Annotated in this window: 18 protein-coding genes; 11 read left to right on the top strand and 7 right to left on the bottom strand. The window is 33.7% G+C overall.

The features are described from left to right. Window positions 1-28 precede the first annotated feature (28 nt). From AC1EU5_RS08555 to AC1EU5_RS08545, 3 genes are read right to left on the bottom strand one after another with little or no spacing between them, the layout of a single operon-like run. On the bottom strand, window positions 29-550 hold the full coding sequence (locus tag AC1EU5_RS08555; RefSeq protein ID WP_480191961.1) for a DUF4442 domain-containing protein: 522 nt from the start codon (window positions 548-550) through the stop codon (window positions 29-31). A gap of 3 nt (window positions 551-553) precedes the next feature. Further along, window positions 554-871, bottom strand: a complete 318-nt coding sequence (locus AC1EU5_RS08550; protein ID WP_480191960.1) for an antibiotic biosynthesis monooxygenase family protein — start codon at window positions 869-871, stop codon at window positions 554-556. Next, the gene (locus tag AC1EU5_RS08545) at window positions 868-1422 is read right to left on the bottom strand and encodes a GNAT family N-acetyltransferase (protein WP_480191959.1); all 555 of its coding nucleotides are present in this window, start codon (window positions 1420-1422) and stop codon (window positions 868-870) included. The genes AC1EU5_RS08550 and AC1EU5_RS08545 overlap by 4 nt, the downstream gene beginning before the upstream one ends. A 42-nt stretch (window positions 1423-1464) precedes the next feature. On the opposite strand from AC1EU5_RS08545, the gene mtaB reads away from it, so the two are divergent. The 4 genes from mtaB to AC1EU5_RS08525 are packed head-to-tail and all read left to right on the top strand — an operon-like array spanning window position 1465 to window position 4947. Further along, window positions 1465-2799, top strand: a complete 1335-nt coding sequence (mtaB, locus tag AC1EU5_RS08540; protein WP_480191958.1) for a tRNA (N(6)-L-threonylcarbamoyladenosine(37)-C(2))-methylthiotransferase MtaB — start codon at window positions 1465-1467, stop codon at window positions 2797-2799. Then, window positions 2799-3458 (top strand): alpha/beta hydrolase family protein, encoded by a 660-nt coding sequence (locus AC1EU5_RS08535; RefSeq protein WP_480191957.1) that lies wholly within the window; start codon window positions 2799-2801, stop codon window positions 3456-3458. Before mtaB ends, AC1EU5_RS08535 begins: the two co-directional genes overlap by 1 nt. Before the next feature lie 9 nt (window positions 3459-3467). Then, window positions 3468-4007, top strand: coding sequence for a dTDP-4-dehydrorhamnose 3,5-epimerase (gene rfbC, locus AC1EU5_RS08530; protein ID WP_480191956.1), 540 nt, complete (start codon window positions 3468-3470; stop codon window positions 4005-4007). A 10-nt stretch (window positions 4008-4017) separates the two neighbouring features. Next, window positions 4018-4947, top strand: coding sequence for a lytic transglycosylase domain-containing protein (locus tag AC1EU5_RS08525; RefSeq protein WP_480191955.1), 930 nt, complete (start codon window positions 4018-4020; stop codon window positions 4945-4947). On the opposite strand, the gene AC1EU5_RS08520 is transcribed toward AC1EU5_RS08525, so the two are convergent. The 4 genes from AC1EU5_RS08520 to AC1EU5_RS08505 form a co-directional block, all read right to left on the bottom strand. Beyond that, window positions 4948-5793: a GIN domain-containing protein gene (locus tag AC1EU5_RS08520; protein WP_480191954.1), complete on the bottom strand. Its 846-nt coding sequence runs from the start codon at window positions 5791-5793 to the stop codon at window positions 4948-4950. Continuing rightward, the gene (locus AC1EU5_RS08515; RefSeq protein ID WP_480191953.1) at window positions 5790-6731 is read right to left on the bottom strand and encodes an NAD(P)H-dependent flavin oxidoreductase; all 942 of its coding nucleotides are present in this window, start codon (window positions 6729-6731) and stop codon (window positions 5790-5792) included. Before AC1EU5_RS08515 ends, AC1EU5_RS08520 begins: the two co-directional genes overlap by 4 nt. Window positions 6732-6810: 79 nt before the next feature. Continuing rightward, entirely contained in the window at window positions 6811-7998 is a 1188-nt protein-coding gene (gene mnmA, locus AC1EU5_RS08510) for a tRNA 2-thiouridine(34) synthase MnmA (RefSeq protein ID WP_480191952.1), read from the bottom strand. Between the two features lie 110 nt (window positions 7999-8108). Beyond that, window positions 8109-8819: a toxin-antitoxin system YwqK family antitoxin gene (locus AC1EU5_RS08505; RefSeq protein ID WP_480191951.1), complete on the bottom strand. Its 711-nt coding sequence runs from the start codon at window positions 8817-8819 to the stop codon at window positions 8109-8111. 174 nt (window positions 8820-8993) lie between these two features. Here AC1EU5_RS08505 and AC1EU5_RS08500 point away from each other — a divergent pair, with 174 nt between their 5' ends. The 7 genes from AC1EU5_RS08500 to AC1EU5_RS08470 all read left to right on the top strand — a co-directional run bounded on the left by AC1EU5_RS08500 (window position 8994) and on the right by AC1EU5_RS08470 (window position 16526). Beyond that, entirely contained in the window at window positions 8994-10388 is a 1395-nt protein-coding gene (locus tag AC1EU5_RS08500; protein WP_480191950.1) for a fasciclin domain-containing protein, read from the top strand. A gap of 219 nt (window positions 10389-10607) precedes the next feature. Further along, window positions 10608-11189, top strand: a complete 582-nt coding sequence (locus tag AC1EU5_RS08495) for a hypothetical protein (protein ID WP_480191949.1) — start codon at window positions 10608-10610, stop codon at window positions 11187-11189. Window positions 11190-11258: 69 nt separating this feature from the next. Continuing rightward, window positions 11259-12599, top strand: a complete 1341-nt coding sequence (purB, locus tag AC1EU5_RS08490; protein ID WP_480191948.1) for an adenylosuccinate lyase — start codon at window positions 11259-11261, stop codon at window positions 12597-12599. Next, window positions 12600-12968, top strand: coding sequence for a DNA topoisomerase IV (locus tag AC1EU5_RS08485; protein ID WP_480191947.1), 369 nt, complete (start codon window positions 12600-12602; stop codon window positions 12966-12968). A gap of 3 nt (window positions 12969-12971) precedes the next feature. After that, window positions 12972-13745 (top strand): TerC family protein, encoded by a 774-nt coding sequence (locus AC1EU5_RS08480; RefSeq protein ID WP_480191946.1) that lies wholly within the window; start codon window positions 12972-12974, stop codon window positions 13743-13745. A 17-nt stretch (window positions 13746-13762) separates the two neighbouring features. After that, the gene (locus tag AC1EU5_RS08475) at window positions 13763-14092 is read left to right on the top strand and encodes a hypothetical protein (protein WP_480191945.1); all 330 of its coding nucleotides are present in this window, start codon (window positions 13763-13765) and stop codon (window positions 14090-14092) included. 76 nt (window positions 14093-14168) lie between these two features. Further along, on the top strand, window positions 14169-16526 hold the full coding sequence (locus AC1EU5_RS08470) for a TonB-dependent receptor (protein ID WP_480191944.1): 2358 nt from the start codon (window positions 14169-14171) through the stop codon (window positions 16524-16526). The last annotated feature ends 1 nt before the right edge of the window (window position 16527 follow it).

Genomic DNA, 16527 nt, shown 5'->3' with positions numbered 1-16527 from the left:
GATGATTATCGGGATTGAAATTTGAGATTTAAGAAGTTCGTTTATTTTTTCTTTTCTCTTTATAAAATGCCTTATCTGCAATGTATATTGTTTTTACAAGTTCACAGAACACTACAGAACCATCTTTGTTTGTAACATTCAATTCTTTTATGAGATCAATTTCACCCTTTTCAGCAACATCTTTTTTTATTTGTTGAATTTCATTTTGGGTAAAACTAAAATCAGCATATGCTGTTTCTTTAGCAGGTCGCTTATATTTAATTTCAGCAGCTTTATCCCAGACAACATATGCGCTCTCCAAAATGTTAATCAACTGTACCATATAAATAGGATCAGTAGCTGAAAATAAACTACCTCCAAAAATAGATCCTACATAATTTCGATTCTTGATACTCAACGGGATTCTAATTTTTACGGTTAAAAGATCATCAGACACAAAATATAGTTTACCTGTTGAGCGTCTATACATAGGTGAAATATTAAAACCATATCTAAATATGTCTTTTTTACTCAAAAAATTAGAAAGCATTTTACTCAATTGAGCGTACATACGTTATTTTTTAAAGTTGCAATCTCGTTCTACTTTACAAATGCGCAATTTATAGACTGCATACCATTTTTTTCTTCCCATTTCTCTTGCAATAGTATGCTCTGCATTGTTTTTCCATTTGGTGATTGCCTCTAAACTTGACCAATATGAAACTGTAATCCCCAATTCTTCTCTAACGGACTCAATTCCTAAATAGCCTTCTTGCAGTTTAGCCAGCTCTTCCATTCTATGAGCCGTCTCCAGATATCCTTCATCTATCTCTGTTCTCAGTGTAGAAAAAATAACAGCATAATAAGGTGGTTTTGGTGTATTTGCTATCATAGGTTCAAAATGAATTTTTCTTCGGATATTTTTAGTTCTTCATCAATATAATCGTTCACATATCTAAAACTCAATCGTTTTATAACTTTCATAGAAGCTATATTCTCTTTTGCAACGTAAGCAATCAATCTTGTAAATCCTAAGCCCTTACAAAAACTAACCAAACCTTTAGCTATCTCTTTAGCATAACCTCTACCCCAATATTTTTCTAATAATCTGTAGCCAATCTCACATTTATCAACCTGAATATTAAGAACCTCTTCTGTTGGTGGTTTAGCCTCATTATGATCTACTCCTTTAATCAAGGCAACCGTACCTACAAAAGTGTTGGTTTCTTTATGTTCAACAGCATAAATCCACAAAGAATTGTCGGCTTTTTCATATGAATTTATAAGCCTCTGCAATTCTTCTTTATCTTCCTCATAAGTCATAGCTTTTATTCTTACAAAACGCATAACATTCTCATTTCCCTGCATTTCATGAAAAGGCTCAAAGTCAGCTAATTCAAGCTTTCTTATAATAAAGTTTTCTGTTTCAAAAATTAGATTCATTTCTACTAAAACCGTACTTTTGTGTTCTGTAAATGTACAGTAATGAGTGCACAAAAAAAAGTTGCTTTTTACACTTTAGGATGCAAACTTAATTTCTCTGAAACCTCAACGATAGCTCGAAATTTTGAAAGTGAAGGCTTTAATCGTGTAGGTTTTGAAGAAAAGGCTGACATTTATGTAATTAATACATGTTCTGTTACTGATAATGCCGATAAACGTTTTAAAACTGTTGTGAAATCAGCTTTAAAACAGAACGAAAATTCATTTTTGATTGCCATAGGTTGTTATGCTCAACTAAAGCCGGAAGAGCTAGCTGCTATAGATGGTGTTGATTTGGTGCTAGGAGCCACAGAAAAATTTAATATTACCAGTTATTTAAATGACCTTACAAAGAATGATATTGGAGAAGTTCATTCATGTGAAATTTCTGAAGCCGATTTTTATGTAGGCTCTTACTCAATTGGAGACAGGACACGTGCATTTTTAAAAGTACAGGATGGTTGTGATTATAAATGTACCTATTGTACAATTCCTTTAGCTCGAGGCATCTCAAGAAGTGACACCTTAGAAAATGTTTTAAAAAATGCCAAAGAGATCTCAGAAAAAGGTATTAAAGAAATAGTATTGACAGGAGTGAATATTGGTGACTATGGTAAGGGAGAGTTTGGAAATAAAAAACATGAACATACCTTTTTTGAGTTGGTTCAAGCGTTAGATAAGGTAAAAGGTATACATAGACTACGAATTTCGTCTATTGAACCTAATCTTTTAAACAATGAAACTATCAATTTTGTAGCAGTCTCAAATAGTTTTGTACCTCATTTTCATATACCACTGCAAAGTGGAAGCGACGCGTTACTTAAAAAAATGAAGCGGCGTTACTTGCGGAAAGTATACACAGATCGTGTAGCTAAAATCAGAGAGGTAATGCCAAATGCATGTATTGGTGTTGATGTAATTGTGGGCTTTCCTGGTGAAACTGATGAATTATTTTTAGAGACTTACAATTATTTGAATGATCTTGACATTTCTTATTTACATGTGTTTACCTATTCTGAGCGTCCAAACACAGAAGCTATACATATGGATGGTGTAATACCAAAAAATATACGCCATAAGCGTAGTAAAATGCTACGTGGCTTATCTGTTAAAAAAAGGCGCGCATTTTATGAAAGTCAATTAGACAATGAATTGACTGTACTTTTTGAAGGAGAAAATAAAGAAGGATATATTCATGGTTTTACCGAAAATTACATCAAGGTAAAAGCACCATGGAATCCTGAATTAGTAAATACACTTCATAAAATAGAGCTTACAGAAATTGACACTGATGGTTTGGTACGATTTAACTTTGTAAAAGAGCCTGTTTTAGCCTAATGACAAATAAAATACCTATTTATTTCGTTCCTGGTTTAGGAGCCAGCATTAAAATTTTCGAATACTTAGAATTACCAGATGAGCTGTTTGAGATTCATTATTTAGATTGGCTCGTACCAGAATCAGTTAATGAGAATATTGAACATTACGCTCAACGTATGTGTAATAGGATTATACATGAAAATCCGGTATTGATCGGAGTTTCATTTGGGGGAATCATGGTACAAGAAATGAGCAAACTTATTAAAACAAGGAAAACCATTATTATATCTAGCTTTAAGTCATATGCAGAAATGCCAAAACGGATGAAAGTGACCCGAGCTACAAGAGCATACAAGTTATTTCCTACTAAATCAATCAATAGTCTTGAAAATTTTTCGAAATATGCTTTTGGTGACTTTGCAAAAAAACGAGTAGAACTTTATAAAATGTATATGTCCATGCGAGATGAAACTTATTTGCCCTGGGCTATCTACAATGTATTACATTGGAAACAAGAAAAACCTTTAGAAAATATTGTCCATATTCACGGAACAGATGATGGGGTTTTCCCTATAAAGCATATAAAGAATTGCATTACAATTCAAGGCGGAACTCATGTTATGATCTTGAATAAAGCAAAGCAAATTTCAAAACTACTAATAGAACATATTTCTTAACTTGCGCACATGAATGTGGAGAAAACCTTTATTGAAGGATTATTGATAATAACCCCAAAAGTTTTTGCTGATGACAGGGGTTATTTTTTAGAAAGTTATAACAAAAAAAATCTAGAAAACATTTTAGATGTCGAGTTTGTTCAGGATAATGAATCTTCTTCTCAAAAAGGAGTGCTTCGCGGCCTTCATTTTCAAAAACCTCCATTTGCACAAGGAAAATTGGTAAGGGTTATTAAAGGAAGTGTTCTAGACGTTGTGGTTGACCTAAGAAAAGATTCATCAACATATGGTAAACATTATAAGAATGTACTCTCAGGTGAGCATAAAGAACAATTATATATACCTAAAGGCTTTGCTCATGGTTTCTTGGTCTTAGAAGATAATACCATCTTCAGTTATAAGTGTACTGATTATTACAATAAAGATGCCGAAGTCTCTTTATTATGGAGCGATGAAACACTTAATATCAACTGGCAGGTTAATGATCCCGTTATATCCGAAAAAGATACACTGGGCTTGGCATTCGCTAATTACGAATCACCTTTTTAAAATTTTATCAATGCAGAAATCTTATAAAATTATCATATTCATAGCTATTATCATTACCTGTGGAGTTTTAATCAACGCAACCCAGCAATCCTCAAATGATGAAGTACCAGTTAATGACAAAAATGATATTACGTTTAAAAATACCAGTGATTCTTATACTATAAAAGCTGTTAAAATTCCTCAAAACCTTTCTTTTGCAGGAGAGCGAGTTCCATTGGAAAAACCAGATGTAAAAGAACGTATTGATCGTGAACTTTTGGTAAATACCTACTGGCAATCAAATGCATTATTATGGCTAAAAAGAACACACAAATATTTTCCAGTTATTGAGCCTATTTTAAAAGAGAAAGGTGTACCTGATGATTTTAAATATTTAGCAGTTATAGAAAGTGATTTACGTAATGTAACTTCACCTGCAGGTGCTAAAGGTATGTGGCAAATGTTACGCGCTGCTGCCCGTGAAAACGGACTGGAGGTAAATGATAATGTAGATGAACGGTACCATTTAGAAAAAGCAACCAGAGCTGCATGTGATTATTTGATAGCTGCTAAGAACAGGTTAGGTAATTGGACATTAGCTGCTGGAGCATATCATGCAGGTAACCATGGTATTGACAAACGACTAAAAGAGCAAAAAGTAGATAGATACTGGGAAGTCCTGGCGGGTGAAAATACAGAACGCTATGTACCTCGTATTCTTGCTGCAAAAGAAATCCTTTCAAACCCCAAAAAGTATGGGTTTGATTTTGACAAAGAAGATCTTTACATATTACCCGAAAGTTACGAAGTAAAAGTAGATACTCCAATTACCAATATTGCGGCTTTTGCTAAAAAATTTAATACTTACTACAAAGAGTTAAAGGTTCATAACCCGTGGTTGCGAGAGAATAAATTGAACAACAAATCAGGTAAGCTATACTATATTAAAATACCAAAGTAATTATAGGTTTTCTAATAATGTCATAGAATCACGTTTTAAAAGACTTGCATTATCTTCAAAAATTTTAATCATAATTTCTGGCTTATTAAATAGGTAAACTCTAGCCTTATCTTTTGCTTCAATTTCAATTGTTTCTTTAGCATTTACATACAGATCAGAACGATTTTGAGCATTTAACCGTACATAATCACTCGTAAATTCGGCACCTTTAAAAGTACTATTACCATCGGTACTTAAAACCATATTAGAGGTTTTACCTGAAACTTCAACAGAAGCACTACCTACATTATTAATTACAATACCCTCAGTATTAATACTTGCCTTTAACTTTGCTGACTCTTTAAGATCAAGGCTTATACTATCGGTTTTCACGGTAAGCTCTGCTTTAGAGCGGTCACTTCCTTCAAATTTAAAAAACTTCGTTTCAGCATTTAACTCTATATCAGCCTTATTGTTAAGCACCAAATTCAAGTTAAAAAAATCCATCTTATCAAGCGCAATTACTTTACTGTCTTCATTTAATTCAATAAAGTCTAAGTCTTCAACATAAAGTATTAAATCAAAGCGCTTAGAACGAGTTATTCTTCTATTTAATGATAAAACTAATGTTCCATCTTTAACATCAGAATCTAAAACATCGTGCAAATTCTCATCAGCCTCTATTTCTAGTTTATTCTGATTGCCTTGTTTTAAAGTCAATTTTATTTTATCATTCACTTCAAGTTGTGAGAAATATTTAAAGTTACGTTCATCTTTTGTTACAATTCTATTTCCTTTGATTTTCGTTTGGGATATTACGGATTGTCCAATCAATAAGATTGAAAAGAGGAGTAAAAATTTTTTCATACAGTTTCTAGATTTTGTTTGACTTGTTCGTATTCTGTAATTATATCTTTCAAAATTTGTGCCGCAGGCTTAATATCATGAATCAATCCCGCTATTTGTCCAATTTCGAGCTCACCCTCATCTAAATCTCCTTCAAACATTCCTCGTTTTGCCCTAGCTCGACCAAGAAGTTTTTTTAACTCTTCTTCGGTTGGACACTTTTCATAAAGTGTCTGTACATCATCATAAAACTTATTTTTCAATAATCTTACAGGCGCTAATTCTTTTAGTGTAAGCTGTGTATCTCCCTCTTTGGCTTTTATAACCTCCCGTTTGAAATTAATATGTGAAGACGCTTCATTACTTGCCACAAAACGACTTCCAACTTGAACACCGTCTGCCCCTAATATCATGGCTGCTAACATTCCTCTACCAGTTGCTATTCCTCCTGCTGCAATAATTGGGATATGGACTTTCTCTTTTACCATTGGTATCAGTGTAAAGGTAGTAGTTTCATCTCGGCCATTATGCCCTCCAGCCTCAAAACCTTCAGCAACCACAGCGTCTACACCTGCCTCTTGGGCCTTTAAAGCAAACTTTACACTACTTACTACGTGAACAACCTTAATCCCTTTTTCTTTAAGAAAAGATGTCCAAATTTTAGGATTACCTGCAGAGGTGAAAACAATTTTTACTTCTTCATCCACAATAATTTGCATTAATTTGTCAATATCAGGGTATAGCATCGGCACATTTACTCCAAATGGCTTGTTGGTAGTTTGTTTGCATTTTTGAATATGCTCTAATAAAACCTCAGGATACATGGAGCCCGCTCCTAATAACCCTAAACCACCTGCATTACTGACCGCAGATGCTAATCGCCATCCACTAGCCCAAATCATACCAGCTTGAATAACAGGATATTCAATATTGAATAAGGAGGTAATTCGGTTATGCATAAATGCTAAGGTATATATTTTATGCTAATAAATGAACATTTGATTGAGCATAGAAAGGTTCCGCTATTTTGGAATTAGCTTATGAAATAACTCCTGAACCAAGCAACTCATCCTCTTGATACCAAGCCACAAATTGTCCTTCGGTAATAGCAGATTGCTCATTCTCAAAATCCGCATATAATCCATTCTCTACCCTATACAAGGTTGCTTTTTCCAACGGTTGACGGTATCGTATCCTAGCTAACACATCCATAGATTCGCCGTTAGTAAGCATTAAGTCTTCCCGAACCCAATGAACCTCTTCTTCATTAACAAAAAGTGTACTTCTGTACAATCCTCTATGATCTTTACCTTCACCAGCGTAAATAACATTCTCTTCTACGTCAGTATCTATGACAAATAATGGTTCTTTGGTTCCGCCTACGGCTAAACCTTTGCGTTGTCCTTTAGTAAAGTAATGTGCCCCTTGATGCTTGCCAACTACAATACCATCTGTAGTAGAATATTCAATTTTTTTTGCTTTAAAAGCCAACTCTTCTTCCTTTGAATCAAAGCTAGAATTAACGGCTTCAAAAATTTCTGAATTTTCAGGAATTTTAACAATACTACCTTCTTTGGACTCAAGTTTTTGCTGTAAAAATTCCGGTAAACGAACCTTTCCTATAAAGCACAAACCTTGAGAATCTCTCTTTTCAGCAGTTACCAAATTTAGCTCTGTAGCTATTCTACGCACTTCAGGCTTTGTTAACTCACCAATAGGGAATAATGATTTAGCTAGTTGCTCTTGTGAGAGCTGACACAAAAAGTAGGATTGATCCTTGTTTAAATCTTTACCCGCCTTTAGCTGATAAATAATTTTTTTGTCCTTTACAAATTCATCCTTTCTACAGTAATGGCCAGTAGCCACAAAGTCAGCGCCTAGATCTAACGCTATCTTCATAAATACATCAAACTTAATTTCTCTGTTACAAAGTACATCAGGGTTTGGAGTACGCCCCATTTCATATTCTCGAAACATATAATCAACAATACGCTCTTTATATTGTTCGCTTAAATCAACAACTTGAAACGGAATACCTAATTTTTCAGCAACGAGCATGGCATCATTACTATCTTCTAACCAAGGACATTCATTAGAAATAGTTACAGATTCGTCATGCCAGTTTTTCATAAAAAGACCAATTACTTCGTAACCCTGCTCCTTTAATAAATATGCAGCAACACTAGAATCAACACCTCCTGAAAGTCCGACTATAACTCGTTTCATGTTTTTATATTGAGCTTGCAAAGATACTCAAAATGAGACATAAAAAAACCATAGCGACTGCTATGGTTTGGTTATAATTGAGGTATGTTTAGCGCACAAAACTCATTCTATTATTCTTTTACTTCTTTTTTCTTTTTAGGTCGAGGCTTCTTTTTATTAGGTTGCTCAGTACTTACCAATTCGCCATCAGCATAATTCTCCCAAGTACCAACGCGAACATCGTCTTTAAATTGCCCTTTGGTTGTTAATTCTCCTGTTTTTCTACTATAATAAGCTGCTGGCCCATTAAGCAAACCGTTTTTGTATGTAAAATCTTGATAAATATGTCCCTTAATAGCATATTTCTTATAGTTTCCATCAAGTTTTCCATCAACGTAATTAGTTATTTCTGTAGGCTTTCCATCTTTAAAAAACGTCTTATAAGGGCCATTTAATTTTCCATTCAAGTAATTCTCTTCTGACATTACCGTCTTGCCATCTTCATGAAAATAAATCCATTTACCAACTCGCTCTTTACCTTTCATTTTACCCTTACTTTCAATTAACCCTTCTTCAGTGTAGAACTTTACATCGGCCACATCATTACCCTTAGTATATTCTTTTACAACAACCGGATGATCTGAACTTGCAGCAGAGTAAAACTTAAAAGTTCCTACTTCTTTACCATGATCAAAGTTACCAACATAGCGAATACGTTTGTTTTTGTAGTATTTTTTCCAAACACCATGACGTTTTCCATTGGGATCAAATTGATTTTCCTGCGCAAAAACGCCACTAATAAAAAATAAACCACTCAGTAGAATTACAAATTGTTTTTTCATATCACCTATAACTATTAAATATAAAAATTGTTGTGTTTTTAATGAATTTTTTAATTGATAGACAACATGCATGCCAAATGTTAAAGAAATTATAAAAATCAATTTTGTTTAACTTTTATATATTTTTATTAAACAAAATATTTATCTTAGCAAAGAATTTAAACTTTAATTTTAATGAAAAACTTATCAAAATTATTTAAAGGATTAGCAATTCTATTCATGGCTATGACCATCACTTCATGTAGTGATGATGACGACGGTAATGTGGTTGAAACCACAAGTATTGCAGATTTTGTTGCAGCTGCTGGAGAAAATTACACTTCTTTATTAGCTGCCCTAGAAAAAGCAAATTTGGTATCTACTCTTGACGGTACAGGTCCTTATACTGTGTTTGCTCCAGATAATACTGCCTTTGCCAATTTCTTAAACGACAATGGCTTTGCAGATCTTGACGCAGTACCAACAGATGTACTGACAGAAGTACTTTTGAATCATGTAGTAAACGGAGCAGTTCAATCATCAGCATTATCTAATGGTTATATTAAAACTTTGGCTACCTCAAGTGCAGCTGGTGAGCCTATGGATATGTTTGTAGATATTACTTCGGGTGTTGTTTTAAACGGAGTTTCAACAGTAACAGGTGCAGACAATCTTGTTGACAATGGAATTATACATTTAGTTAATGAAGTTATTGGGTTACCTTCAATAGCAACTTTGGCTGGTGCAAATCCTAATTTTTCAAGTTTAGTAGCTGCATTAGGAGCAGCTGATTTGGTAACCACTGTTTCAACTGGTGGTCCATTCACAGTTTTAGCTCCAGATGACGCTGCCTTTACAGAATTTTTGGATGGTGCAGCTTTAGGCGATATTCCAGTTGCTACATTAACGCAAGTATTATTGAATCATGTATTAGACGGTTCAATTCTATCCTCAGTGTTAGTGGCTGCAGGTGCTGATTATGCTAATACAAAAGCATCAGGGCCGAATGATAATGCTTTGAGTATCTATTATAACACTTCAGATGGGGTAAAGTTCAATGGAATTTCAACAGTAACAACTGCAGATGTTATAGCTAATAATGGTGTAATACATGCAGTTGATAAGGTAATAGATTTACCAACCGTTGTAGATTTTGCGCTAGCGGATCCCACATTCAGTATTCTGGTACAGGCATTGACAAGAGAAGCTTCTTTCACATTTGTGGAAACTTTGTCAACACCAGATGGAACAGATCCTGCACCATTTACAGTATTTGCTCCTACGGATACCGCATTTGGTGATCTTCTTACTGAACTAGAAGTTGCAGGCTTGGCAGATATAGCCACAGAAACGTTAGAGACTACTTTAACATATCATGTAGTCGCTGGCGCGAATGTTTTAGATTCGGCACTGATGGATAATATGACCATTACTACTCTTGGAGGCGATATCACTGCCAATATAACAGGCGGAGCAAAACTTACAGATGCCAATGGAAGAGATAGTAATATAGTTGCTACAAATGTACAGGCAGCTAATGGAATTATTCATGTAATTGATAAAGTAATATTACCTCCTCTTGGTAAATAAAAAAGTACGTAGTACGTTTGGTTAATTAGGTTTGGTTAAAACTTCTGTCTTATGTTTCTTAAGGCAGAAGTTTTATTTTTTTAAAACATAACATACAAAAAATTAAATACTTACAATCAAGCACCAAAATAAGTCATTCAAATGGATACTAATTCTTTGAAAAAAGAGTTATAGTATAGAATTTACTAACTAATATCCTACATGGTTTCCGTTAAGAACATGACCAAATACTCTTTGATCAAGGAATTAAAGGCAAAAAAAATCTTGAGCAAGGCACAGCGTGATAAGATCAGCAAGCAAATCTTAAAAGATGAGCAGTTGTTTCAATCATTAGTTGAAATTACCTTTGATTATGATACAGAAGTTTCGGTGAAAGCATCATTGATTTTAGAAACTGTTTGTGAAGAACGTTTGGAGTGGATTGCTTATAACCTTTCTTATTTCACAGAAAATATTGCAGATATTAAAAATGAAAGTGCCATAAGACCTGCAGCTAAAATCTGCAATCTTATCGCTAAAGAAGTAAATTCTAAATTCGACTCGCCCATAAAAATTATCACAACTCAACAACAAATTGACCAGATGATAGAAACTTGTTTTTATTGGTTAATGAAAGGCGACACCAAAGTAGCTAGCAAAGCACACGCCATGGAAGCTTTATATCATTTAGGAGTTCAAATTCCTTGGATACACTATGAACTTAAAATGATCATAGATCAAAATACCGAAAATGAAAGCCCGGCATACGGTACCAGAGCTACAAAGATATTAGAGCTGATGGCTAAGCAAAATATGGCTTAAATCTTCCTTAAATAAATTCGATAACATCTTCTTAAATCATTATTTTTGTGGTTTTAACCGCAATATCTAATGACTTTAAACAGCTTAAATGCTATATCACCTATTGACGGTAGGTACCGAAACAAAGTTGAACAGTTAGCCAATTATTTTTCTGAAGAAGCGTTGATCAAATACCGCGTGAAGGTTGAGATTGATTATTTTATAGCTTTATGTGAAATTCCACTACCTCAATTACAGGGGTTTGACCATACTTTGTTTGACAGCTTACGAGAGATTTATCAAAATTTTTCGGCAAAAGATGCCCAAGCTATCAAGGATATTGAAAAAGTTACAAATCATGATGTAAAAGCTGTTGAATATTTTATCAAAGAAAAATTTGATGGCTTACAGCTTCAGAAGTTCAAAGAGTTCATCCATTTTGGATTAACCTCACAGGATATTAATAACACTGCCATTCCTCTTTCTATTAAAGATGCAATTGGTGATGTATATATTCCTGAATACTTTAATGTTCTTCATAAGCTAGAAGAACTTTCTAAAGAGTGGGCTGACATTCCTATGCTGGCAAGAACGCATGGACAACCAGCCTCACCTACTCGATTAGGTAAAGAAATTGAAGTTTTTATTGTTAGACTAAAAGAACAATTCAACTTATTAAACGATATACCTAGTGCTGCTAAATTTGGTGGGGCCACGGGTAATTTCAATGCACATAAAGTAGCCTACCCAGATATAGACTGGAAAGCTTTTGGAAATAGCTTTGTGCAAAGTTTAGGTTTACAACATTCTTTTCCCACTACACAAATTGAGCATTATGACCATATGGCTGCGTTATTTGATAATTTAAAGCGTATTAATACTATTATCATAGATTTGAACAGAGATATTTGGACCTATATTTCTATGGATTATTTCAAACAACAGATCAAAAAAGGAGAAATAGGCTCTTCTGCAATGCCGCACAAGGTAAATCCTATTGATTTTGAAAATTCTGAAGGTAATTTAGGTATAGCCAATGCCATTTTTGAACATTTAGCCGCAAAACTTCCTATTTCAAGATTACAACGAGACCTCACTGATTCAACAGTACTTAGAAATGTTGGTGTTCCTTTTGCACATACGATTATTGGGTTTAAATCTACGTTAAAAGGGTTAAGCAAACTATTGCTTAATAAAGATAAATTTGAGCAAGACCTAGAAGATAATTGGGCTGTAGTAGCTGAAGCCATTCAAACCATCCTACGGCGTGAAAATTACCCGAATCCTTATGAAGCATTAAAAGGTCTGACCCGAACAAATGAGATGATAAATGAGCAGTCAATAGGCAATTTTATTGATGGGCTTGATGTTTCAGAGGCTATCAAAACTGAGTTAAAAATAATCACTCCAAGTAATTATACAGGTATCTAAATGACACGATCTTTCATTTATATTGGCCTCATATCTTTTTTAATTTCCTGCCAAAGCAGTACAAATATAGATACATTTAAAACTGGTACGTATAAAACCTATTTAGATGAATCAGACGAAGTGTCTACAGCAGTAAGAAATGATTCTCTACAAATTGAAATATATAGAGGTAAAAAGGACACCTTTAGAATTACTTGGCTCTCTAATTTTGAGTATGAATTGAAAAAGCTAAACCCTAAAAAAGGGTTAGATAGTCTTCCTTTTTATGTAAAAATCACCGGAGTTAAAGACAGCACATATACATTTAGAGCTTATTATAAAGGCTCAAACTTTAAACAAAAAGGAAAAGCCGTAAAAATAAAGGAATAGATCATGGATATATTTTTACAACCAGATACCTGGGTAGCCTTGCTAACACTTACATTTCTTGAAGTAATATTAGGTATTGATAATATTATCTTCATTTCAATTACTGCAAATAAATTACCCGCCGAATCACAAAAAAGAGCAACGCGTATAGGGCTTTTACTGGCCATGATCTTTAGGATTCTATTGTTGTTAGGTGTCTCATACCTCATCGCTATGAAATCTGCATTATTTAGTTTTGACCTGAGTTGGATAAAGGCAGATATTTCAGGGCAGAGTTTAATACTATTTGCAGGAGGGCTTTTCTTGCTCTATAAGAGCACAAAAGAAATTCATCAAAAAGTTGAAGGTGCTGAACATGAAATTGGGGCAAAAACCAACGGCAGTGCCTCTTTTTTAAAAGTGATCATTCAAATTGTATTGATTGATATTGTCTTTTCATTTGATTCTGTGTTAACAGCCGTTGGTATGACCAATGGTATTCCTGGTGCATTACCTATTATGATCGTTGCCGTTGTCATTTCTATTTTAATTATGATGATTTTTGCTACTCCGGTAAGTAACTTTGTAAACACACACCCTACCATACAGATGTTAGCACTATCATTTTTAATATTAATTGGATTTATGCTAGTAACAGAGGGGGCACATCTTTCTCATGCTGAAATTTTTGGTAAGCAGGTAGGTGCCATTCCTAAAGGCTATTTGTATTTTGCAATTGCCTTTTCGTTAGGTGTGGAAGCATTAAATATGCGTATGCGAAAAAATGTTCCAGATTAACTATCTTTGGCAAATCAGTGACAAATAAAATACTACATAAAGCTTTTGGTGTATTTCTTACACTCGTCATACTATTTCCTGTTGGGGTACAAGCGGCGCATGCTTTTGAAAAACATGAACACAAAGTATGTAAAGCAGTAGACACACAACATTATCATAATCTTGAAATTGAGTGTAGTATTTGCCATTTTCAGGTAAAGCATGATACATTTCATGTACTTCCTGAGTTTGAATTAGAAGAATTTAATAACTATAATCCATTGGTTATTGGTGTAATTTCAAAAGAACTTACATCACATATAAACCAAAAATCTCCTAGAGGTCCTCCGTATTTTTTCTTTGTATAAATCATTATAAAGAAAAAATTCAAATCAAAAAATTTCAATGCGCCTAGTTTTGATGCTACTGCTTATATGCAGTTTTATGTCACATTCACAAGATTGCACATCCAATCTTTCTGGAAGTGTTTTAGACCTTCATGATGGAAAACCTCTTGAAGAAGCTACTTTAATTGTTGTAGGTACAAATAAAGTTGTTGTTACTGACTTTGAAGGAAAGTATAATATCAAAGGTTTATGTAATAGAAGCTACTCAATTCAAGTGGCTCATCCAAGTTGTTTGACTAGGATATTCTCTGTAAAGATAGAGGGAAAATCTACCAAAGTTTTTAGATTAGAGCATCATATTGAAGAGTTTAATGAAATCACCATCAAAGGAAAAGCTTTTGAAGATAAGGCAAGAACTATTGAAAATACTAAAATTTCAAGAGAGGAAATTGAGCAAAACAGTAGTGGAAACCTGGGTGACGTCTTAAATAATATAAGCGGTGTATCCTCATTAAATACGGGCAATGCTATTTTAAAGCCTTTAATTAATGGATTACATAGCAGTCGAGTAGTAATTATTAATAACGGGGTGCGTATGCAAGATCAAGAATGGGGTGCAGAACACGCACCTAATATTGATATTAATACAGCTGATAATATAACATTGATTAAAGGTGCAGGAGCATTACAATATGGCGGCGATGCTATTGGAGGAGTTATTATAGCAGAATCGTCAAATGCCCCTGTAAAAGATAGTTTATATGGTAAAACTATACTTTCTGGTATGACAAACGGCAGAGGTGGGTCATTAACTACCAGGCTTATTAAAAGTACTGAAAAAGGTTGGTCCTTTGGTATACAAGGAACATTAAAACGTTTTGGTGATTTTGAAACACCAGATTATGTATTAAGTAATACTGGCATATTTGAGAGGAATGCATCTGCTAAGATAGCTTTAAACAAATTTAACTATACCTTAGAAGGGTATTATTCCTTCTTTAAAAATGAAATTGGTATTCTTAGAGCTTCTCATTTAGGAGCTTCTAGTGATTTAGCCAGAGCTATAAACAATGGTGTTCCTTTACGAATTGATCCTTTTACATACGATATTAATCCGCCCAATCAAGATGTGACACATCATTTGGCTAGATTGAAAGCCACTAAATTATTTGATGGTATAGGAAGACTAAGTTTTCAATATGACTTTCAACTGAATAAAAGGTTAGAGTTTGATATACGAAGGGGGAGTCTAAAGGATGTTCCTTCGGTTGACATTGATCTGCTAACACATTCAATTAATTTAGATTTGGCAAGCGATCTTTCAGATAAGTTAGGTTTAAAAACAGGTATCACAGGAAGATTTCAAAAAAACACTCCTGATCCCAGAACAGAAGTAAGAAGGTTAATACCTGATTATGATCGTTATGACTTTGGGGTGTACACTATTTTTGATTATCAAGTCAATGATAAATTACTCTTAGAGCTTGGAGGTCGTTATGACTATACGCATTTAGATGTTTTTAAGTTTTATAGAACTTCTTTTTGGGAGTTCAGGAATTATGATCAATTATTTCCTGAAATTGTTATCGATGATTTGGGAACTCAGGTTCTAACGAATCCTAAGCTAAATTTCAATAACATCTCTGCAACTGCGGGTATTAACTATAGTTTCAATACTGATTATAAACTATTATTTAATTATTCATTAGCATCAAGGGCCCCTAACCCTTCTGAGCTATTTAGTGATGGATTGCATCACTCAGCTGCCAGATTTGAAATTGGCGACTTACGTTTTGACTCTGAAATAGCACATAAATTTGGTTTGACTTTAAAAAAGGAAAGTGATGTTTTCAATTTTAGTATAAATCCTTATTTGAATATTATAAATGATTTTATTCTTATTGAGCCTATAAATTTTGACGCTACGAGAAGAGGATCTTTTCCTTTTTGGGAATATCGTCAAACAAACGCTCGTATTTTTGGATTTGATATTGACGCATCATATGCATTTACAGAAAACATAAGTTTTACACATCAATTTTCATTCTTAAAAGGAAGAGATATAACACTTGATTTATCATTAATTAATATGCCTCCTGCTGAAACAAAGAATGAAATTGCATATAAAAACAAACGACTTAAAAATTTACAGATTGCTTTAGAGAGTCACTATGTTTTCCGTCAAAATGAATTTCCAAATAACAATTTTGAAGCTTTTATTGTGGAACTAGATAGAGATGTGCTTGTAGATATTAGCACACCTCCAAGTGCATATCACTTATTAAACTTTCGTTCAAACTTAGATTTTGAACTAACTAAAAAATCAAAGCTTACTGTGGGAGTTGGAATAAATAATCTATTAAACACCTCTTACAGAAACTATCTGAATCGTCTTCGTTATTACGCCGATGATTTAGGTAGAAATTTTTTTATAACACTAAAAATTAATTATTAAT

This window comes from Maritimimonas sp. 2405UD52-3 (assembly GCF_056591715.1).
Note: the sequence above shows the minus strand (reverse complement) of the source record. Positions and strands in the feature narration are given on the sequence as shown.

Coding starts and splice junctions, on each gene's coding strand:
- AC1EU5_RS08555 (WP_480191961.1), bottom strand. CDS start 550: ATGTACGCTCAATTGAGTAAAATGCTTTCTAATTTTTTGAGTAAAAAA.
- AC1EU5_RS08550 (WP_480191960.1), bottom strand. CDS start 871: ATGATAGCAAATACACCAAAACCACCTTATTATGCTGTTATTTTTTCT.
- AC1EU5_RS08545 (WP_480191959.1), bottom strand. CDS start 1,422: ATGAATCTAATTTTTGAAACAGAAAACTTTATTATAAGAAAGCTTGAA.
- mtaB (WP_480191958.1), top strand. CDS start 1,465: ATGAGTGCACAAAAAAAAGTTGCTTTTTACACTTTAGGATGCAAACTT.
- AC1EU5_RS08535 (WP_480191957.1), top strand. CDS start 2,799: ATGACAAATAAAATACCTATTTATTTCGTTCCTGGTTTAGGAGCCAGC.
- rfbC (WP_480191956.1), top strand. CDS start 3,468: ATGAATGTGGAGAAAACCTTTATTGAAGGATTATTGATAATAACCCCA.
- AC1EU5_RS08525 (WP_480191955.1), top strand. CDS start 4,018: ATGCAGAAATCTTATAAAATTATCATATTCATAGCTATTATCATTACC.
- AC1EU5_RS08520 (WP_480191954.1), bottom strand. CDS start 5,793: ATGAAAAAATTTTTACTCCTCTTTTCAATCTTATTGATTGGACAATCC.
- AC1EU5_RS08515 (WP_480191953.1), bottom strand. CDS start 6,731: ATGCATAACCGAATTACCTCCTTATTCAATATTGAATATCCTGTTATT.
- mnmA (WP_480191952.1), bottom strand. CDS start 7,998: ATGAAACGAGTTATAGTCGGACTTTCAGGAGGTGTTGATTCTAGTGTT.
- AC1EU5_RS08505 (WP_480191951.1), bottom strand. CDS start 8,819: ATGAAAAAACAATTTGTAATTCTACTGAGTGGTTTATTTTTTATTAGT.
- AC1EU5_RS08500 (WP_480191950.1), top strand. CDS start 8,994: ATGAAAAACTTATCAAAATTATTTAAAGGATTAGCAATTCTATTCATG.
- AC1EU5_RS08495 (WP_480191949.1), top strand. CDS start 10,608: ATGACCAAATACTCTTTGATCAAGGAATTAAAGGCAAAAAAAATCTTG.
- purB (WP_480191948.1), top strand. CDS start 11,259: ATGACTTTAAACAGCTTAAATGCTATATCACCTATTGACGGTAGGTAC.
- AC1EU5_RS08485 (WP_480191947.1), top strand. CDS start 12,600: ATGACACGATCTTTCATTTATATTGGCCTCATATCTTTTTTAATTTCC.
- AC1EU5_RS08480 (WP_480191946.1), top strand. CDS start 12,972: ATGGATATATTTTTACAACCAGATACCTGGGTAGCCTTGCTAACACTT.
- AC1EU5_RS08470 (WP_480191944.1), top strand. CDS start 14,169: ATGTCACATTCACAAGATTGCACATCCAATCTTTCTGGAAGTGTTTTA.